The 19,473-nt window shown below is 71.1% G+C and carries 16 protein-coding genes and 3 tRNA genes; 9 read left to right on the top strand and 10 right to left on the bottom strand.

Features of this window, described 5'->3' with window-relative positions:
• Nucleotides 1-34: 34 nt before the first annotated feature.
• The 3 genes from purF to IE206_RS25695 all read right to left on the bottom strand — a co-directional run bounded on the left by purF (nt 35) and on the right by IE206_RS25695 (nt 3,511).
• On the bottom strand, nt 35-1,561 hold the full coding sequence (gene purF, locus IE206_RS25705; RefSeq protein ID WP_189965957.1) for an amidophosphoribosyltransferase: 1,527 nt from the start codon (nt 1,559-1,561) through the stop codon (nt 35-37).
• A gap of 503 nt (nt 1,562-2,064) precedes the next feature.
• The gene (locus tag IE206_RS25700) at nt 2,065-2,862 is read right to left on the bottom strand and encodes a maleylpyruvate isomerase family mycothiol-dependent enzyme (protein WP_189965955.1); all 798 of its coding nucleotides are present in this window, start codon (nt 2,860-2,862) and stop codon (nt 2,065-2,067) included.
• 10 nt (nt 2,863-2,872) lie between these two features.
• Complete coding sequence (locus tag IE206_RS25695) at nt 2,873-3,511, bottom strand: TetR/AcrR family transcriptional regulator (protein ID WP_189965953.1); 639 nt, start codon at nt 3,509-3,511, stop codon at nt 2,873-2,875.
• A gap of 80 nt (nt 3,512-3,591) precedes the next feature.
• Between IE206_RS25695 and IE206_RS25690 the strand changes: the two genes are divergently transcribed.
• Entirely contained in the window at nt 3,592-5,136 is a 1,545-nt protein-coding gene (locus IE206_RS25690; protein WP_226598971.1) for an MFS transporter, read from the top strand.
• A gap of 58 nt (nt 5,137-5,194) precedes the next feature.
• On the opposite strand, the gene purL is transcribed toward IE206_RS25690, so the two are convergent.
• The 3 genes from purL to purS are packed head-to-tail and all read right to left on the bottom strand — an operon-like array spanning nt 5,195 to nt 8,381.
• Nucleotides 5,195-7,444, bottom strand: a complete 2,250-nt coding sequence (gene purL, locus IE206_RS25685) for a phosphoribosylformylglycinamidine synthase subunit PurL (protein ID WP_189965951.1) — start codon at nt 7,442-7,444, stop codon at nt 5,195-5,197.
• The gene (gene purQ / locus IE206_RS25680; RefSeq protein ID WP_189965949.1) at nt 7,441-8,124 is read right to left on the bottom strand and encodes a phosphoribosylformylglycinamidine synthase subunit PurQ; all 684 of its coding nucleotides are present in this window, start codon (nt 8,122-8,124) and stop codon (nt 7,441-7,443) included. Before purQ ends, purL begins: the two co-directional genes overlap by 4 nt.
• Nucleotides 8,121-8,381: a phosphoribosylformylglycinamidine synthase subunit PurS gene (gene purS, locus IE206_RS25675; RefSeq protein WP_078966365.1), complete on the bottom strand. Its 261-nt coding sequence runs from the start codon at nt 8,379-8,381 to the stop codon at nt 8,121-8,123. Before purS ends, purQ begins: the two co-directional genes overlap by 4 nt.
• A 315-nt stretch (nt 8,382-8,696) precedes the next feature.
• Between purS and IE206_RS25670 the strand changes: the two genes are divergently transcribed.
• The 8 genes from IE206_RS25670 (at nt 8,697) to IE206_RS25635 (ending at nt 13,265) form a co-directional block, all read left to right on the top strand.
• Nucleotides 8,697-9,014 (top strand): histone-like nucleoid-structuring protein Lsr2, encoded by a 318-nt coding sequence (locus IE206_RS25670; protein ID WP_189965947.1) that lies wholly within the window; start codon nt 8,697-8,699, stop codon nt 9,012-9,014.
• A 134-nt stretch (nt 9,015-9,148) separates the two neighbouring features.
• Nucleotides 9,149-9,220, top strand: a tRNA-Gly gene (locus IE206_RS25665).
• A 78-nt stretch (nt 9,221-9,298) separates the two neighbouring features.
• Nucleotides 9,299-9,371: transfer RNA gene (locus tag IE206_RS25660), tRNA-Gly, on the top strand.
• Nucleotides 9,372-9,504: 133 nt separating this feature from the next.
• Nucleotides 9,505-10,503, top strand: coding sequence for an ABC transporter ATP-binding protein (locus tag IE206_RS25655; RefSeq protein WP_189965945.1), 999 nt, complete (start codon nt 9,505-9,507; stop codon nt 10,501-10,503).
• Entirely contained in the window at nt 10,500-11,315 is an 816-nt protein-coding gene (locus IE206_RS25650) for an ABC transporter permease (RefSeq protein WP_189965943.1), read from the top strand. The genes IE206_RS25655 and IE206_RS25650 overlap by 4 nt, the downstream gene beginning before the upstream one ends.
• 29 nt (nt 11,316-11,344) lie before the next feature.
• Nucleotides 11,345-12,562: a sensor histidine kinase gene (locus IE206_RS25645; protein ID WP_189965941.1), complete on the top strand. Its 1,218-nt coding sequence runs from the start codon at nt 11,345-11,347 to the stop codon at nt 12,560-12,562.
• A complete protein-coding gene (locus tag IE206_RS25640; protein ID WP_189965939.1) occupies nt 12,559-13,170 on the top strand; it encodes a response regulator transcription factor in 612 nt (203 codons plus the stop codon). Before IE206_RS25645 ends, IE206_RS25640 begins: the two co-directional genes overlap by 4 nt.
• Nucleotides 13,171-13,192: 22 nt before the next feature.
• A tRNA-Gly gene (locus tag IE206_RS25635) sits at nt 13,193-13,265 on the top strand.
• A 43-nt stretch (nt 13,266-13,308) separates the two neighbouring features.
• Here the strand turns inward: IE206_RS25635 and IE206_RS25630 are convergent.
• From IE206_RS25630 to purD, 4 genes are all read right to left on the bottom strand, one after another.
• Nucleotides 13,309-14,208, bottom strand: coding sequence for a phosphoribosylaminoimidazolesuccinocarboxamide synthase (locus tag IE206_RS25630; RefSeq protein WP_189965938.1), 900 nt, complete (start codon nt 14,206-14,208; stop codon nt 13,309-13,311).
• A gap of 97 nt (nt 14,209-14,305) precedes the next feature.
• Nucleotides 14,306-15,796, bottom strand: coding sequence for a N,N-dimethylformamidase beta subunit family domain-containing protein (locus IE206_RS25625; protein WP_189965936.1), 1,491 nt, complete (start codon nt 15,794-15,796; stop codon nt 14,306-14,308).
• A gap of 258 nt (nt 15,797-16,054) precedes the next feature.
• Entirely contained in the window at nt 16,055-17,725 is a 1,671-nt protein-coding gene (locus tag IE206_RS25620) for a M48 family metalloprotease (protein ID WP_189965934.1), read from the bottom strand.
• Between the two features lie 443 nt (nt 17,726-18,168).
• Nucleotides 18,169-19,425, bottom strand: coding sequence for a phosphoribosylamine--glycine ligase (gene purD, locus IE206_RS25615; protein ID WP_189965932.1), 1,257 nt, complete (start codon nt 19,423-19,425; stop codon nt 18,169-18,171).
• Nucleotides 19,426-19,473: the final 48 nt, after the last annotated feature.

The raw sequence follows: 19,473 nt of genomic DNA, 5'->3' as shown, positions 1-19,473 counted from the left end.
TCTCTGGAGAACTTTCGTGTCGTACTGCAGGGTTTTACGGGCGGCGCAGGGCGTCGGCGGCCGCGGTCGCGGCGGGGCCGGAAGCCAGCTCGGACTCCAGGAGCTGCTTGCCGAGCAGCTCGGGGTCGGGGAGCTCCATCGGGTACACGCCGTCGAAGCAGGCGCGGCAGAGGTTGTCCTTGGGGATCGTCGTCGCTTCGATCATCGCGTCGGTCGAGATGTACGAGAGCGAATCGGCGCCCAGGGACGTGCCGATCTCCTCGATGGTCATGCCGTTGGCGATCAGCTCCGCGCGGGTCGCGAAGTCGATGCCGAAGAAACAGGGCCACTTCACCGGCGGCGACGAGATCCGGATGTGGACCTCGGCGGCGCCCGCCTCGCGGAGCATCTTCACGAGCGCGCGCTGGGTGTTGCCGCGGACGATCGAGTCGTCGACGACCACCAGGCGCTTGCCGCGGATGACTTCCTTCAGCGGATTCAGCTTGAGCCGGATACCGAGCTGGCGGATGGTCTGCGAGGGCTGGATGAACGTACGGCCGACGTAGGCGTTCTTCACCAGGCCCGAGCCGTACGGGATACCGCTTGCCTCGGCGTATCCGATCGCGGCGGGGGTGCCGGACTCCGGAGTCGCTATCACCAGGTCGGCCTCGACCGGGGCTTCCTTGGCGAGTTTCCGACCCATCTCCACTCGCGAGAGGTAGACATTCCGGCCGGCGATGTCGGTGTCCGGGCGCGCCAGGTAGACGTACTCGAAGACACAGCCCTTGGGCTTCGCTTCTGCGAATCGCGAGGTGCGCAGACCGTTCTCGTCGATGGCGACGAGCTCGCCCGGCTCGATCTCGCGGACGAAGCTGGCGCCGCAGATGTCGAGCGCGGCGCTCTCCGATGCGACGACCCAGCCGCGCTCCAGGCGGCCGAGCACCAGCGGGCGGATGCCCTGCGGGTCACGGGCGCAGTACAGCGTCTGCTCGTCCATGAAGACCAGCGAGAAGGCGCCCTGGACCTGGGGAAGGACCTTGGCGGCCGCTTCCTCGACGGTCAGCGGCTTGCCGTCGTCGTCCGTCTGGCCCGCGAGCAGCGCGGTGACCAGGTCGGTGTCGTTGGTGGCGGCGAGCTGGGTGGCCCGGCCGTTCTCCTTGGGCAGCTCGGCGACCATCTCCGCGAGCTGCGCGGTGTTCACCAGGTTGCCGTTGTGGCCGAGCGCGATCGAGCCGTGGGCGGTCGCCCTGAAGGTCGGCTGAGCGTTCTCCCACACGGAGGCACCCGTGGTCGAGTAGCGGGCGTGACCGACCGCGATATGCCCCTGGAGGGAACCGAGCGAGGTCTCGTCGAAGACCTGGGAGACAAGTCCCATGTCCTTGAAGACGAGGATCTGGGAGCCGTTGCTGACCGCGATGCCCGCGGATTCCTGGCCCCGATGTTGGAGGGCGTAGAGCCCGAAGTAAGTGAGCTTCGCGACCTCTTCACCCGGAGCCCAGACACCGAAGACGCCGCAAGCGTCCTGGGGGCCCTTCTCACCGGGGAGCAGGTCGTGGTTGAGTCGTCCGTCACCACGTGGCACGCCACCGAGTGTAGGCGAGATCGACCACTGGTCCGAATTGGGGATACGGACAGGCGGACACCCTGCCCGCTTTTGTAGCTTTCGCGCCTCGCCCCCTCGCAGGGGTCCCCTTTTGCCCTTCGGCCGCGTCCCCGCAGGTGGGCCGGGGTACGCGTCGGCCACTCGCGGTGTTTGCGACTGCGTCGCGAGCCCGCGCCGAGTGTGACGGAGTTCGCTTCGCGGGACGGGGTCGGGCCGGGGCCGGGTGCGGGGGCATGTGCGCTGCGTGAGGACACCCCCTGATTGCGCAGTTCCCCGCGCCCCCAGCAGGGTCGGTGCGGGCTCCCCCGGGCTGCGCCCCGGACCTCGACGACCTTCGGCCCGCTGGCCGTGCGTGGCTGGTCGCGCAGCTCACGCGCCCTGAACCCGATTTCGTCCGCGGGCCGTCGTGGTTGCTCGCACAGTTCCCCGCGCCCCCAGCAGCGTCCGTGCCGGTCCGCACCGGGCATCTTCAGCCCGTCCGGCTACGCCATCACCGGCAGGACCGCCGACAGGTCCGCCCGCTCCCCGCTCGCCGCGACCTTCGCCGAGTCCCGCGCCTCGGCCCACCCCGTACGCCCCGTCGCGAGCCGGATCCACGTGAGCGGGTCGGTCTCGACGACGTTCGGCGGGGTGCCCCGGGTGTGCTTCGGGCCGGCCACGCACTGGACCACCGCGTACGGCGGGATCCGCACCTCGACCGAGCCGCCCGGCGCCTTCACGGCGAGCGCGTCGGCGAGCAGCCGGGTGCAGGCGGCGAGCGCCTGCCGGTCGTAGGGGACGCCGAGTTCGGGCAGGGCGTCGTTCAAGTCGTCGGTGTGGACGACGAGTTCGACGGTCCGGGTCACCAGGACGTCGGCGAAGGTCATCGCGCCGAACCGGGTCGGCATGAGCCGGGTGTCGGCGGTGGCCGCGAAGAGCTCCTCGGTGCGGGCCGCCCGCTGCTCGAAGAGGGCGTCGAGGTCGGCGGTCGAGGCCGCCAACTCCCTTGTTCCGTCGGCCACTTGGTCACCCACCGCCGCCGTGCGGAACGGCCAGTCGAGCAGCCCGACCTCTTGCTTGAGCGGCTCCTCCTCGGCGAGGTAGCGATCCAGCATGCCGAGCGCCATCGTGTGGTGCACGGCGAGCTCGCGCACCGTCCAGTCGCCGAGCCGGGTGGGCCGGGCGAGCTGCTCGGGCGTGAGCGTGCCGACGGCCTGGCGTACGTGACCGAACTGGGCGAGGACGGCGGCCCGGATCTTCACCGGGTCGTACTTGCGGGCGCGCTTCTTGGCCGGGGGCATGAAACCGAGCCTACGCCGGGCCGGGATAGCTCCCTAGGCCATTTTCGACCTGCGCGAACGCCCGCTCGGCGCGCTCCGCGGCGTCGGTCACGACCCACTGCACGGACTCTCCGCCGAGGATGCGGCGGTGGTGCTCGGCGATCAGCGCGTTGCGGGCGCCGGTCAACTGGGCGGCCGCGACCGCGGCGAGCATCGGGTCACCGCCCTCCTCGGTGAGCAGCTCGGCCAGCTCCTGCTGTGCTTCGCGGAAGGCGACGGAGGCGCGCTGGAGCAACACCGGTGTGTTCATGATGAGCTGGCGGGCCTGGAGGGAGCGCGGGTCGTCGTTGAGGCCGACCGACGGGTCGCGCAGCTCGATCATCTCCAGGAACTGGCGGCGTACCGCGGCCACCGCCGACTCGCCGGCCTCTCGCTCGCGCACCGCCCGTACGACATCGCCGACGTCGTTCATCATCGGCGCGGTGACCAGGTCTTCCTTCGTGCCGAAGTAATTGAAGACGGTCATCTTCGAGACGTCGGCGGCGGCGGCGATCTCCGCCACCGATACATGGTCGAAGCCGCGCTCGGTGAACAGGTCGAGCGCGGTGCGCCAGATCCGCATCGCGGTCTCCCGCTTCTTGCGCTCGCGCAGCCCCTCACCAGCAGTCATGCGCATCACTGTACCAGGATGAAATTTAATCCAGGATGAAAGATTGACTCGGTCTATCTTTCTGGTCCATGGTGGTGCCCATGACGAAGACCACGAACACCGCTCGGCCCCTCATGACCAAGACCCAGACCCTCATCGCCATGGCCGTCTGCATCGCCACGATCCTGCTGGCCGTGCTCGACATGAACATCGTGTCGGCGGCCACCGTGCCGATCGCCCGCGATCTCGACCCGGCACATGGAGTCGACAAGATCCCCTGGCTGATCAGCGCCTTCGCGCTCGCCTCGGCCGCGGCGCTGCCCCTGTACGGAAAGCTCTGCGACACCCTCGGCGCGAAGAAGGTCTTCGTCGGCGCCGTCGCCGCCTTCCTGCTCGGCTCGGCGCTGTGCGGTGCCGCCCAGTCGATGACCGAACTGATCGCGGCCCGCGCCCTCCAGGGCCTGGGCGGCGGCGGGCTGATGAGCGTCACCATGGTCGTACTCGCCCAGCTCGGGACCGCGGACGGCAAGGGCGGCAAGAGCGGCAAGAGCGGCAAGAGCGGCAACAAGGGGAGCGGCGTCGGCGGGATCGTCGCGGGCACCGGCATGGCGATCGGCCCCTGGATCGGCGGCACCCTCGCGGACCACGCCAACTGGCGCTGGATCTTCTACATCAACCTGCCGCTCGGCATCGCCGCGCTGATCGGCGCCGTCCTCGTACTGAAGCTCCCGGTCTCCCCGGCCCGCCACCGCATCGACTACCTCGGCGCGGCGCTCGCCGCCGCGTTCACCAGCAGCCTGCTCCTGGCGACCAGCTGGGGCGGCAAGCAGTACGCATGGGGCTCGCCCGAGATCGTCGGCCTGCTCGTGGCCTGCGTCCTGACCCTCGCCCTGTTCCTGCGCCGCCAGACGACCGCCGCCGAGCCGGTCCTGCCGCTGTCGATGTTCAAGGTGCCCCAACTGCGGTACGGCTTCGCCATCCAGGGGCTGCTCGGCGCCGCGATGATGGGCGCGCTGGTCTACGTCATGATCTACCTCCAGGCGGTGCGCGGCCTGGCCCCGGCGGCCTCCGGCCTCTACCTCGTCCCCATGGCGCTCGGCATGACCGCCGTCGGCCTCGCCGCGGGCAGGCTCACCGACCGCGGCTGGCGCATGAAGACCTTCGTGCTGACCGGCACCGTCGCCTCCGCCCTCGCGCTCGCCGTGCTCGCCACCCTCGACGCCGGCACCTCGCTGTGGCAGGTCCGGGGCGCGCTCCTGCTCATGGGCTGCGGGTTCGGCCTGCTGATAGGCCAGCTCATCCCGTACGTCCAGAACGCCGCCCCCGCCCACCAGCTCGGCATCGCGACCACCAGCATCCGGTTCTTCCAGACGCTGGGGAACGCGCTGGGCGCCGCCGTCTTCGGCACGCTGCTCAGCCGGGTGTACGAGGCGAAGGTGCCGGGCGGCTCGACCAGCACCATCGCCCACCTGACCGGCGCCGCCCGCGACACCGCGGTGCACGGCTTCGTCTCCGCGATGGACGTGGTCTTCCTGGTGGCGGCCGGAGTCATGGCGGTCGCCGCGGTCCTGGCCGCCCGCCTCCCCGCCGAGACCCGGCCCGTGCCCTCCACCCCGGTGGAGAGCAAGCAGCTCGTCGACGCCTGAACGCACTTCGGCCCCGTACCTCATCAACTGAGGTACGGGGCCGAGGAGTTGGCGCGTACTAGGCCAGCAGGGCGGGGATGGTCGCCTCGTGGGCCGTGCGCAGTTCGGTCAGCTCCAGGGTGAACTCGCCCTGGACGTCGATGGATTCACCGTCCACGACACCGATCCGGGTCGCCGGAAGACCGCGCGCCCCGCACATGTCGGTGAAGCGCAGCTCCTCGGAGCGCGGCACGGACACGATCGCGCGCCCGGCCGACTCGGAGAACAGGAACGTGAAGGCGTCGAGGCCGTCGGGCACGACGAGCCGCGCTCCCTTCCCGCCCTTCAGGCAGGACTCGGCCACGGCCTGGATCAGACCGCCGTCCGACAGGTCGTGCGCGGCGTCGATCATGCCGTCGCGCGAGCCCGAGATCAGGATCTCGCCGAGCAGCTTCTCGCGGTCCAGGTCGACCTGGGGCGGCAGCCCGCCCAGGTGGTCGTGGACGACCTGGGACCAGGCCGAGCCGCCGAACTCCTCGCGCGTGTCACCGAGGAGGTAGAGCAGCTGCCCCTCCTCGGCGAACGCGATCGGGGTGCGCCGGTTCACGTCGTCGATCACGCCGAGCACCGCGACCACCGGGGTCGGGTGGATGGCGGTCTCACCGGTCTGGTTGTAGAGCGAGACGTTGCCGCCGGTCACCGGAGTGCCCAGCTGGAGGCAGCCGTCCGCGAGACCACGGGTGGCCTCGGCGAACTGCCACATCACGTCCGGGTCCTCGGGGGAGCCGAAGTTCAGGCAGTCCGAGATGGCGAGCGGCTTCGCGCCGGAGGCCGCGACATTGCGGTAGGCCTCGGCGAGCGCGAGCTGGGCGCCGGTGTACGGGTCGAGCTTGGCGTACCGGCCGTTGCCGTCGGTCGCCATGGCCACGCCCAGGTTCGACTCCTCGTCGATCCGGACCATGCCCGCGTCCTCGGGCATCGCGAGCACCGTGTTGCCCTGGACGAAACGGTCGTACTGGTCGGTGATCCAGGACTTGGAGGCCTGGTTCGGGGAGCTCACGAGCTTGAGGACCTGGTCCTTCAGCTCCGCGCCGGACTGCGGACGCGGCAGCTTGCCCGCGTCGTCGGCCTGGAGCGCGTCCTGCCAGGAGGGGCGCGCGAACGGCCGGTGGTAGACCGGGCCCTCGTGGGCGACGGTGCGCGGCGGCACGTCCACGATCTGCTCGCCGTGCCAGAAGATCTCCAGCTGGGAGCCCTCGGTCACCTCACCGATGACGGTGGCGATGACGTCCCACTTCTCGCAGATCTCCATGAAGCGGTCGACGTGCTGCGGCTCGACGACCGCACACATGCGCTCCTGCGACTCGCTCATGAGGATTTCCTCGGGCGAGAGGGAGGAGTCGCGCAGGTGGACGGTGTCCAGTTCGACGCGCATGCCGCCCGAACCGGCACTCGCCAGCTCCGAGGTCGCGCACGACAGGCCCGCGCCACCCAGGTCCTGGATGCCCGCGACGAGCTTCTCCTTGAAGATCTCCAGGGTGCACTCGATGAGGAGCTTCTCCTGGAACGGGTCGCCGACCTGGACGGCCGGGCGCTTGGCCGGGCCGGTCGACTCGAACGTCTCGCTCGCCAGGACCGAGACGCCACCGATGCCGTCGCCGCCCGTGCGGGCGCCGTACAGAATGACCTTGTTGCCGGGGCCCGACGCCTTCGCGAGGTGGATGTCCTCGTGCTTCATCACGCCGATGCAGCCGGCGTTGACCAGCGGGTTGCCCTGGTAGCACTCGTCGAAGACGACCTCGCCGCCGATGTTCGGCAGGCCCAGGCAGTTGCCGTAGCCGCCGATGCCCGCGACGACGCCGGGCAGTACGCGCTTGGTGTCGGGGTGGTCGGCCGCGCCGAAGCGCAGCGGGTCGACGACCGCGACCGGGCGGGCGCCCATGGCGAGGATGTCGCGGACGATGCCGCCGACGCCGGTGGCCGCGCCCTGGTAGGGCTCGATGTAGCTGGGGTGGTTGTGCGACTCGACCTTGAAGGTGACCGCGTACCCCTGGCCGACGTCGACGACGCCGGCGTTCTCGCCGATGCCCACCAGCATCGCGTCGTTCTCGGGGACCTTGTCTCCGAACTGCTTCAAGTGGACCTTGCTGCTCTTGTACGAGCAGTGCTCGGACCACATGACCGAGTACATGGCGAGCTCGGCGCCGGTCGGGCGGCGGCCGAGGATCTCCCGGATGCGCGCGTACTCGTCCTCCTTGAGGCCGAGCTCCTTCCAGGGCTGCTCGACGTCCGGGGTCTCGGCGGCGTGCTTGACAGTGTCGAGAGTCATGAGGCGTTGACCAGCTTCTTCAGGATCGAAGTGAAGAATCCGAGGCCGTCGGTACGGCCCGTACCGATCAGCGGCTCCACGGCGTGCTCGGGGTGCGGCATCAGGCCGACGACGTTGCCGGCGGCGTTGGTGATGCCCGCGATGTCGCGGAGCGAGCCGTTGGGGTTCATGTCCAGGTAGCGGAACGCGACCCGGCCCTCGGCCTCCAGCTCGTCCAGCGTGCGCTCGTCGGCGACGTACCGGCCGTCCATGTTCTTGAGCGGAACCTGGATCTCCTGGCCGGCCTCGTAGTCGGCGGTCCAGGCGGTCTCCGCGTTCTCCACCCGCAGCTTCTGCTCGCGGCAGATGAAGTGCAGGTGGTTGTTGCGGAGCATGGCGCCCGGCAGCAGGTGCGACTCGGTGAGGATCTGGAAGCCGTTGCAGATGCCGAGGACCGGAAGACCGGCCTTCGCCTGCTCGATGATCGTCTCCATCACCGGCGAGAACCGGGAGATGGCCCCGGCCCGCAGGTAGTCGCCGTAGGAGAACCCACCGGCGAGGACGACCGCGTCGACCTGCTTGAGGTCCTTGTCGCGGTGCCAGAGCGAAACCGGCTCGGCGCCGGCGATGCGCACGGCCCGCAGACTGTCCCGGTCGTCAAGGGTGCCGGGGAAGGTGACAACGCCGATGCGTGCAGTCACTTGGACTGCTCCTCGACCTTGACGGTGAAGTCTTCGATGACGGTGTTGGCGAGGAAGGTCTCGGCCATCTCGTGGATGCGGGCGAGGGCGGCCTCGTCGACCGGCCCCTCGACCTCCAGCTCGAAACGCTTTCCCTGACGTACGTCGCCGATCCCCTCGAAGCCGAGACGGGGCAGTGCGCGCTGCACCGCCTGTCCCTGCGGGTCGAGGATTTCCGGCTTGAGCATGACGTCGACTACGACGCGTGCCACTGGCACTCCCGGTGTGGTGTGGTGCGAAGGCGGTTCCCTCAGAGTACCCGCCCAAAAAATCTACGCGGGTAGATATAGCTGACCCCCGATCACGTTCCGGTTTCGGCCGCGACAACACGTGGGAAAAATCCCGAGAAAAAGTCGCCGAAGTCATTGCGTCGGGACACGCTGATGCAATTGGCTGGGCTTCACATTGCAATGGGTGCCGCTGTACAAAGGAATCCCAGCGAAAGCAACATTGCTCCATAACAGCCGGAAGGCCGGTATCGCCGCACGTCAGGCACGTGGGAGTGGCGAGACCGTAGGAAGGAACCGATATCCGTGGCTCAGCGCGTAGTGGTCACACTCTCCGATGACATCGACGGCGGAGAAGCGGCGGAAACGGTCACGTTCGGCCTGGACGGAAAGGTCTACGAGATCGACCTCAATCCCGCCAATGCAAAGAAACTGCGCAAGGCGCTCGCGCCTTACGTGACGGCGGGCCGGAAGCACTCGAAGTCCGGGAAGACGTATCGGCACACCGCCGTCGCGCCCGACCCGGCGGCCGTCCGCGCCTGGGCGCGCTCCAACAAGATGGACGTGCCGGCCCGCGGCCGGATCCCGAAGAAGGTCTACGAGGCCTTCGCCGAGGCGAGCTGACCTCCCGCCCGGGTCCCGTCCGGGGCGGCCCTGCACCCGCCCCGGACACCGGAGTTGCAAACCCCCCCTGCTGATCAGCTAGAGTCTGGAGCACGCCGAGGGGCAAGGCCGAAAGGCCCGGTCCACCGGAGCGTGCGGGTGTAGTTCAGTAGCAGAACATCCCCCTTCCAGGGGGAAGGCGCAGTGTGCAATTCCTGTCACCCGCTCTGCATTGCGTACCGATCCCTCTTGTGGATCAGGTAGAGTAGTGCTCGCACCACGCAGTGAAAGCTGTGTGGCGGCATGCGGACGTGGCTCAGTTGGTAGAGCATCACCTTGCCAAGGTGAGGGTCGCGAGTTCGAATCTCGTCGTCCGCTCAGGAAGCACTGAAGGCCCCAGTTCATCGAACTGGGGCCTTCAGTCATGTCCCGGTCCTCTCCTGACATTTGTCATGGCCGGTGATGACACCGCGCACTGCCCGCGCCCTGTTTCCCGCGGAACGCTGAAGGCATGGCAGGCACAGCGAATGTGATCGAGGCCGAGGAGCTGCGGCGGACCTACGCCGGGGGCTTCGAGGCCGTTTCCGGAATCTCCTTCTCGGTGGCGCGCGGCGAACTCTTCGCGCTGCTCGGCACCAACGGCGCGGGCAAGACCTCCACCGTCGAACTCCTCGAAGGCCTCGCCCCGCCCAGCGGCGGCAGCGTCCGGGTGCTCGGGCACGACCCGTACACCGAACGGGCCGCCGTGCGCCCCCGTACCGGCGTGATGCTCCAGGAAGGCGGCTTCCCCGCCGAGCTCACCGTCGCCGAGACCGTACGGATGTGGGCGGGCTGTACCAGTGGTCGACCAGAAGGTGCGCGGCGGAGCCGCTCGGTGAGGGGCGGTGGTCGGGCGACGGGCGGGGCCGTGGACGAGGCGCTGGAGCTCGTCGACCTGGGACGGCGCTCCGATGTACGGGTCAAGCAGCTCTCGGGGGGCGAGAAGCGGCGGCTCGACCTGGCGCTCGCGCTGCTCTCGCGGCCCGAGGTGCTCTTCCTCGACGAGCCGACGACGGGCCTGGACGCCGAAGGGCGGCGCGACACCTGGGAGTTGGTGCGGGCGCTGCGCGACGGCGGCACCACCGTGCTCCTGACCACCCACTACCTGGAGGAGGCCGAGGCGCTCGCCGAGCGGCTCGCGATCCTCCACAACGGGCGCATAGCGGCGAGCGGCCGGGTCGACGAAGTCGTCGCCGCCCAGCCCTCGCACATCGCCTTCGAGCTGCCCGACGGCTACCACCTCGGCGATCTGCCGCCGCTCGACCGGCTCGGCGTCAGCAGCCACGAGACGAGCGGCCGCACCGTACGGCTGAAGACGAACGCGCTCCAACAGGCCGCCACCGGGCTGCTGTTGTGGGCCAGGGACAGCGGGGTCGAGCTGCGGGGGCTCGACGTGCGCTCGGCCTCGCTCGAAGAGGCGTTCATGAAGATCGCGCAGGACCAGCGCCAGGAAGAGGAGACCCTCCGATGACGACCACTTCGGACGCGGTACGGAGCCCGGTGCGGGCGAGGGAGCGGACCCCCAACACCGCGGCGGACCGCATGAAGGCGCTGGGGCGCGCCGAACTCACCCTGCTCGCCCGCAACAAGTCCGCGATGTTCACCGTCCTCGCGCTCCCGACCGTGCTCACCGTCTCGATGCACTCGGCCGTCAGCAGCATGGACCTGAAGCAGACCGGGCTCACCGTCGGCACGGTGCTGCTGCCCGGCGCGCTCGGCTACGTGCTGCTGTTCGCGGTGTATTCGACGCTGACGGGCGTCTACGTCGTACGCCGTGAGGAACTCGTTCTGAAACGGCTGCGCACCGGGGAGTTGCGCGACCTGGAGATCCTGGCGGGGGCGGCGCTGCCCGCGGTGCTCATCGGGCTCGCGCAGGCCGTGCTGCTCGCGGTGGGCGGCTCGGTCCTGATGGACGTGCCGGTTCCGGGGACCCTGTGGCTCGCGGTCGTCGGGCTGCTGCTCGGCATGGTCGTGATGGGCGCGCTCGCCGCAGCGACCGCCGCCGTCACCAAGTCCGCGGAGGGCGCCCAGATCGCGGTCATGCCCATGATGATGCTGTCGATCGCCGGCTCGGGCATGGTCGTACCGCTGGACGTGCTGCCCGGCAAGCTGGCCTCGTTCTGCGAACTGCTGCCGCTGAGCCCGGTGGTGGGCATGATCCGGGACGGCTGGACCGGCGCCGGTACGGGCGAGGTGCTGCGGGAACTGCTCGTCATGGTTGTCTGGACGTTCATCGCGGTACTGGTCGTGCGCAAGCGCTTCCGCTGGGAGCCGCGGCGTTGAGACAGTGCTGAGACAGGGGGGACGGCAGGGTGTTCGGCCGGATACGAGCGTGGCATCGACGGCACTGGCACGACCGCAGCAGGGTCGAGAAGGTCGAGGTCCAGAGCCGGCTGTTGTGGCGGTGCTCGACCTGGTTCCTCTTCCTCAGCTGGGATGTGCCGTTCGTCGCACCGGGCATGCGGCACGGCCCGTTGCAGCTGGCCCTCGGCGTAGCGACGGTCGTGGTCGGCGCAGCGCAGGCCTTCCAGGGCAACAAGGTCCACCGGCTGGCCTGCGACCACTACCTCGGGCGCATCGAGGAGCCGCGGCGCGGGCTGCTGGTGGCCGGGGGCCTCTGCGCGCTCTCGCTCGCCCTGCTCGCGGGGCTCCGGGCCGCGCACGGCATCGGTGATCCGACGCTCCTGCTCGTCGTGCTGTACATCATGATGCCGTTCGGAATGACGTACTGCCTGCTCGTCCCGCCCCGCACCTTCCTCTGGCGGTTCGCGCTGCTCGGCATCCCGGTCGTGGCGGTGCTGGCGCCCGCCGAAGTGGCGGGCGCCCAGCTGTTCGGCCTCGCGATCGGGGTGGCCCTGTCCGGCCTGTACGCCCTGCTGGTCTCGCGCTGCGGGGCCTGGACGCTGTCGGTGATGTGGGAGTCGGACCGGGCCCGACAGACCGAGGCCCGGCTCGCCGTCGCCGAGGAACGGCTGCGCTTCGGGCGGGACATGCACGACGTGCTCGGCCGCAACCTCGCCGTCATCGCGCTGAAGGCCGAGCTCGCCGTCCAGCTCGCCCAGCGCGGCCGGCCCGAGGCGGTGGCACAGATGGTGGAGGTGCAGCGCATCGCCCAGGAATCGCAGAAAGAGGTACGGGAAGTGGTGCGCGGCTATCGCGAGGCGGACCTCGGCGTGGAGATCGAGGGCGCCCGGGGCGTCCTGGAGGCGGCCGGGATCGGCTGCGACTACAGCGGGCCTTCCGAGGAGCTGACCGTCGAGGTGCAGTCGGCGCTCGGCTGGGTGGTGCGCGAGGCCACCACCAACGTGCTGCGGCACGGGGACGCCCGCAGCGTCGCGATCAGGCTCGCCGTCGGCGGGCGCACCGCGACGCTGGTCGTCGAGAACGACGGCGTACCCGAGCGGCCCCACACCACCCCCGGTTCCGGCCTCGCCGGCCTGCGCGAACGGCTGTCCGCGCTCGGCGGCACCCTGGAGGCGGGCCCCGCGGGCGAGGGTCTTTTCCGGCTGACCGCGGAGGTGCCCAGATGAGCCGCGTACGCGTGCTGCTCGCGGACGACGAGCATCTGATCCGGGGCGCACTCGCCGCCCTGCTCGGCCTGGAGGACGACCTGGAGGTGGTCGCGGAGGCCGCGTCCGGGCCCGAGGCGCTCGCGATGGCGCGGGCCCACCGGCCCGATGTGGCGGTCCTCGATCTGGAGATGCCGGGGGCGGACGGTGTGACAGTGGCCACAAAGCTGCGGGCCGAACTGCCGTCCTGCCGGACCATGATCGTGACCAGTCACGGGCGTCCCGGCCACCTCAAGCGGGCGCTCTCGGCGGGGGTGCGGGGCTTCGTCCCGAAGACGGTGAGCGCCCAGCGGCTCGCCGAGATCATCCGCTCCGTACATGCCGGAAACCGTTATGTGGACCCGGAGTTGGCCGCCGACGCGATCTCCGCAGGGGACTCCCCGCTGACCGTGCGCGAGGCCGAGGTGCTCGGGTTCGCGGCCGACGGGGCGCCCGTCGCGGAGATCGCCGAGCGGGCCGCGCTGTCGCAGGGGACGGTGCGGAACTACCTCTCGTCGGCCGCCGCCAAGCTGGGCGCGGAGAACCGTCACACGGCGGTGCGTCTCGCCCGCGAGCGCGGTTGGGTATAGTGGTCTCCGCGCCACGGCGCATGCGAACGTAGCTCAGCTGGTAGAGCACCACCTTGCCAAGGTGGATGTCGCGAGTTCGAACCTCGTCGTTCGCTCAGAAGAAGAAGCCCCCGGCCACCCGGCCGGGGGCTTCTTCGCTTACGACCAGCTGTTGCCGGTGAGCTGCTCGTAAGCCTCGATGTACTTGCCCCGGGTCGCGTCCACGACCTCCTGCGGCAGCGCGGGCGGCGGGCGCTCGCTCGTGCGGTCCCAGCCGGAGGCCGGCGAGGTCAGCCAGTCACGCACGTACTGCTTGTCGTACGAGGGCTGGGCGCGGCCCGGCTCCCAGGTCGCGGCCGGCCAGAAGCGCGAGGAGTCCGGGGTGAGGACCTCGTCGGCGATGACGAGCTCGTCGCCCGCGAAGCCGAACTCGAACTTGGTGTCCGCGAGGATGATGCCCCGCTCGCGCGCGATGTCGCGGGCCCGGCCGTACACGGCGAGGGTGGCCTGGCGCAGCTGGGCGGCGGTCTCCGCGCCGATCCGGCGGGCCACCTCCTCGTAGCTCACGTTCTCGTCGTGGTCGCCCACGGCGGCCTTGGTGGCGGGCGTGAAGATCGGGGCGGGCAGCTCGGAGCCGTTGGACAGGCCCTCGGGCAGCGCGAGGCCGCACACCGTACGGGACGCGTTGTACTCGACCAGGCCGGAGCCCGCGAGGTAGCCGCGGGCGACGCACTCCACCGGGACCATCGCGAGCGACCTGCACACAAGGGTGCGGCCCGCCCAGTCGGCCGGGGCACCCTCGGGGAGCTCCTCGGAGATGACGTGGTTGGGCACCAGGTCGGCGAGCAGCTCGAACCACCACAACGAGAGCTGGGTGAGCACCCGGCCCTTGTCGGGGATCTCGGTGGGCAGCACCCAGTCGTACGCGGACATCCGGTCGCTGGCGACCATCAGCAGGTCGCCGGCCTCGTTCTGATAGAGGTCACGCACCTTGCCCGTGTGGAGGTGGGTCAGGCCCGGCACCTGCTGGGGCTCGGGCTTTTCTACGAATCCGGACACGGTTCCTCCGCGTAGGTTGATCCAGGAGCGATTCCGATTCTCTCGCATGCGGCCGGGTACCCAGATCGCGGGTCTTGCGCGGGGGCGTACGTCGGAGTCAGTCCCGCTTGCAGATGCGGTCCAGGAGGTTGGCCGTGGCGCGCTGGATGCGGCTGTCCACGTGGCCGGGCCGGTCGAGCGCCGGTGACCAGGCGAAAGTGCCCGAGGCGAAGACGAGCGCGCCGGAGGGGGCCCGGTACAGCGACGTCTCCTGGTGGCGGACGTGCTGCTCGCCGTCCCGGTACGGGGAGTGGGCGAGCAGGATGCGGTCCTGGTGCTCGGGGAGCGCGGTGCGCGGGTAGTAGCGGTCGGCCTCGCCCGCGACCAGGCCGTCGATCTCGTCGCCGTCACCGGCCCCGGTCGCCTCCCACAACCAGTGGTCCGCGTTGCGTACGACCATGGGGTACGGCTCGGGCACGCGGCCCGCGTACTGGATGCCCAGGAGTTGCTGCTCGGGCCGGGCGACCTCGCGCCACAGGGCGGGGCGGCCGGGGCCGCGCCGCTTGCGGCAGGTGAGGAGGCGGTCGGGCACGCCGGACGGGGACGGCCCCAACTCCACTTGCCAGTAGAGGGAGTTCGCGGAAAGGAAGACGAGCGAGGTGCCGCCGTCGCGAGCGAGCTCCACGGTGCGGCGCATCGGGGCCGACCAGTACTCGTCGTGGCCGGGGAAGACGAGGCCCCGGTAGCGGGACGGGTCCACACGGCCCGCGTGCAGGTCGCGGGCGTCCGCGTAGGCGAGGTCGTAGCCGTAGCGCTCGGCCCAGCGGATGAAGTCGTAGGCGTGGCCGACGTGCAGGGGCAGGCCCGCGCCCGCGAACGGCCGGTCGAAGGAGACCGTGATCGCCGCGTCCACCTCGCCGAGCAGCCGGCCCTCCTCGTCCCAGGCGTGGTAGAGGCTGGCGCCGGTGCGGCCGTCCTCCGGGAAGAGGTTGTACGCCTGCCAGGTGATGTCGGGCAGCAGCAGGAGCAGATCGGCGGGGTGGCTGTCGCGGACGGTGAACGGGATGTGCGAGCGGTAGCCGTCCGCGGTGGTCAGCACGGCGACGTGCGCGCCGATCGAGGCGTGCGAGGGCACCTGGTAGCGCCAGGACTGCCACCAGTGGTGACAGGAGACGGTGCGGTCGGCCGCCAGCGGGGGCGGCTGGACGATCCCGGAGAGCCGGGGGCTGGTGGCGATCTTCGCGGCCCCGTCGCCGCCGTAGTGTCCGATCCGGTAGACGTCCACGGTGAACTGCTGCGGGGGGTCCACGGTGATGTGGAAGTCGATGGCCTCGCCCGGAGCGACGGCCCCGCTGGAGGCGAACCCCTTGATCTGCTGGTGTACGTCGTCGGCGGTGCGCGGGCCGGTGGCCCGGGCGGTGCTGCGCGGAGTGCCGCGCTGGGCCGGGACGTGGTCGACGTACCAGGGCACCACGTGCCCGGTGTCGTCGAAGTAGGTCTCGCTGCCGCGCAGCCAGGGCAGCGGGCCCTGCCCGAAGGGGTCCGAGACGGCGTGCGCGAGGGCACCCGACTCCCAGCGCCGGATGTGGTCCGACCGTTCCACCCCCATGTCACTCCCCTCCCTCGATCCCCCGAGACAACAGTTGATGCGACTGTGGTGCGCCGTCTGACAGCTACCGGTCCCCAGCACATCACATAACGCACGCACTCCGTCACCGTTCGTCGCGAATTGACGTTAAGGGGAAGGGTTCATTCCGGATGTGTTCCGGCTGCGGTGCGGATGCATTGCGGATACGCGGGGCCAACTCGGCGCGGTGGGGGCCCTGTTGGGGGCGGGCCGAGGTGCCGATGCCGGGCGGGGGCTCGCTCAGACCAGCCGTACCGGCTTCTCCGGGCGGATGCCGACGGAGGACAGCCAGGTGCGCAGCGCATCAGCGTCGCCGTCCTCGACCAGGGTCAGCACGGGCGAGGCGAGGTCCGAGCGGCGTACGTCGTCGACGAGCAGCGAGGGGCCGTCCAGCCAGTCGAGCCCGGGCAGAGCGCCCGCCGTGTCGACCGCCGCGCAGCACACCATCGCCGTCACATGGTCGGCGAGCAGCTCGCGGCCGGTGCGGGGCGGCTGGAGCGGGAAGAGCGGCACCGCGTCGGCCCCCCAGGACTCCGGGCCCGGTGCGGGCGGCGCGGACGCGGCCTCCTCGCCGGCCACTTCCGCCGCGATCCCGGCGGCCAGGCGCTCCCCGGCCTCGCCGTCGGAGGCGGTGAGGTGGTCGATGACGCGGGCCAGCGTCGGGGCGGCGGGCTCCGTGTCGCGGCGCTCGCCCAGCGCGTCGAGGACCCGGTGCAGCCGGGCCGCCTCGGTGCGCCACTTGCGGTCGACGACCTCCTCCGGGTACGCCGCCCAGTCGACCGGCGCCCAGGCGGGGCCGGGCTCGGCGGGGCCGCCGTGGAACAGCCGGGCGGCGAGCAGCGAGGTCGCCTCGTCGGCCGCGCCGGGCTCCTCCAGGAGGTCGCAGGCCGGCCGCTCGCCGAGCCGGGAGGCGAAGCCCTCGGCCAGCCGGTCGCGCCGGGACAGCTCGGTGAGCGCGGAAACCACTCCCGCATCGAGCCGGGAGGGCCAGCGCCCCATCCGCCAGGCGGGCAGCGCGACCCGGGTCAGCAGCCGGTCCCAGCCCGCGTAGGCGAGCCCGACCTGCTCCTGGGCGACGATGCGCACCCCGTAGTCCACCGCCTGCGCTCGCTCGGACGCGGCGGCGGCGACCCCGCGCTCCATTTCGGCGGCGTGCACCCGGCAGCCGCGCAGGAGCAGCCGGGCGATCGATCCGACGAAGCCGAGCGGTATGCGCCGCAGCAGGCCGAGCCCGGGCCTGGCGGCCACGCCGACGGCCGCGTCGAGGCCCCGTACGAACCGGCGGGCGGCGGCTATGTCCGGGTGCGCCGAGGGACCCGTACCGGCGACAACGGGGGCGAGGATCGCGCGCAGCTCGCCGACGCGCATCCACCACATGAAGGGCGAGCCGATGACCAGGACCGGCGCGGCCGGCACCCGCCGGGCACGGCCGGAGCGCACATCGGCTCCGCGTATGAAGCGAGCGGGCATCGCCCCCTGCCCGGCACCGGTGTGCGCCGGATGCGTACGGTCCTCCAGCCAGCTGTCGCAGTCCGGGGTCAGGGCTATCGCGGAGGGCGGAGGCACATCGAGCCGCTCGGCCAGGTCCCTGACCAGGCGGTACAGGTCGGGGGCGGCCGATTCGGCGAGGTCCACCGTGGGGGACAGGGCCGGTCTTGCCCGGACGATCACCGCCGCCACGGCGGCCGCGAGCAGCAGCACGAGCAGCGCGGTGGCGATGACCGCCCAGCGAGCGCTGTCCCAGCCGCTGCCCTCGATGCGCCCCTGCGCGGCCGCGACGATCAGCACGACGGCGACGGCCGCCGGCAGCAGGGCCACGGCCAGCGCCCTGCTACGGATGCGCAGCACGGCGAGAGCCCGCGAGCGCGCATGCTGCGCACCCGCCTCTCCACCCATTCCTGTACCGGACACGGCCGGACTTCACCCCCTCTGCCCTGCGGCGTCGTTGCTCACTCCCCCACTGTGGCACCCGCCACTGACATCGCAATGCCGGTGGGCCAAGTGCCGGAACGCCTTCGCCGCACCCTAGTTGGGGCGTCGGCAGGAGTCATCCGGATGGGCCACTCGTCACCCGATGGAATGGCTTTGGGCAAAGGTGCGGTTGTTCCGGGCCGGGCTACCGCGGGGCTTCCGCCGGGGTTCTTCGGGTCTTCCGCCGGGGCTCTCCGAGGCCGGTACGGGCTGATGCGCAGCTTCTCCAGGGCTCCCGCGCGGCTGCTACTGGGCTGGTGCGGGGCTTCGACGGGGCCTCCAAGGGGCTTCTACGGCATGGGCCAAGCGCCCGCCGCGCCCCGGCGGGCACAACAGCGGGGCCCCGGTGCGCACACCGGGGCCCCGCGGAATTCTGGCGCAGTTCAGCCCTGTGCCCCGGCCGCCTTGCGGGCGATGTCGGTGCGGTGCTGCGAGCCGTCGAGCCGGATCCGGCCCACCGCCGTGTACGCCCGCTCCCGGGCCTGGGCGAGGTCCTTGCCGGTCGCGGTGACCGAGAGGACCCGGCCGCCCGCGCTGACGACCGTGTCGCCGTCCCGCCTGGTCCCGGCGTGCAGGACGTACGCGGTGGGCTCGTCCTGGGCCGCGACCTCGGCCAGGCCCTCGATGGGGTCGCCGGTGCGGGGCGTCGCGGGGTAGTTGTGGGAGGCGATGACCACGGTCACAGCCGCGTCGTCGCGCCAGGTCAGCGGCGGTTCGGCGTCCAGGGTGCCGTTGGCCGCGTGGAGCAGCACGCTCGCGAGCGGAGTCTTGAGGCGGGCCAGCACGACCTGCGTCTCGGGGTCGCCGAACCGGGCGTTGAACTCGATGACCCGCACCCCGCGCGAGGTGATCGCGAGGCCCGCGTACAGAAGGCCGGAAAACGGCGTTCCACGGCGGCGCAGCTCGTCGACGGTCGGCTGGAGCACGCTCGCCATGACCTCGTCGACGAGCTTCGGGTCGGCCCACGGAAGCGGCGAATAGGCGCCCATGCCACCGGTATTGGGGCCTTCGTCGCCGTCGAGCGCGCGCTTGAAGTCCTGTGCGGGCTGGAGCGGCAGGACGGTGACGCCGTCGGTGATCGCGAAGAGCGAGACCTCGGGGCCGTCGAGGAACTCCTCGATGACGACGCGTTCGCAGGCCAGCGCGTGGTCCCGGGCGACGGCGAGGTCGGCCGTCACGACGACGCCCTTGCCGGCCGCGAGACCGTCGTCCTTCACCACGTACGGAGCACCGAAGGCGTCGAGCGCCTCGTCGATCTCCTCGGGGGTGGTGCAGACGTAGGAGCGGGCGGTCGGCACGTTCGCCGCCGCCATCACGTCCTTGGCGAAGGCCTTGGAGCCCTCCAGCTGGGCGGCCGCCTTCGAGGGGCCGAAGCAGGGGATGCCCGCGGCGCGTACGGCGTCGGCGACTCCGGCGACGAGGGGCGCCTCGGGCCCGACGACGACCAGGTCGCTCTTCAGCTGGACGGCGAGGCGGGCGACCGCGTCCCCGTCCATCGGGTCCACGGGGTGGAGCTCGGCGACCTCCGCGATCCCGGCGTTGCCGGGGGCGCAGTACAGCGCCGTCACGTCGGGGTCGAGGGACAGGGAACGGCACAGGGCGTGCTCGCGGGCACCGCCGCCGATGACAAGGACCTTCACGGCAGCCAGCCTAGCCGCCGCGATGGCGTGATCTTTGTGCGGGCCACC

Source organism: Streptomyces violascens (assembly GCF_014649955.1).
Taxonomy (GTDB): domain Bacteria; phylum Actinomycetota; class Actinomycetes; order Streptomycetales; family Streptomycetaceae; genus Streptomyces; species Streptomyces violascens.
Note: the sequence above shows the minus strand (reverse complement) of the source record. Positions and strands in the feature narration are given on the sequence as shown.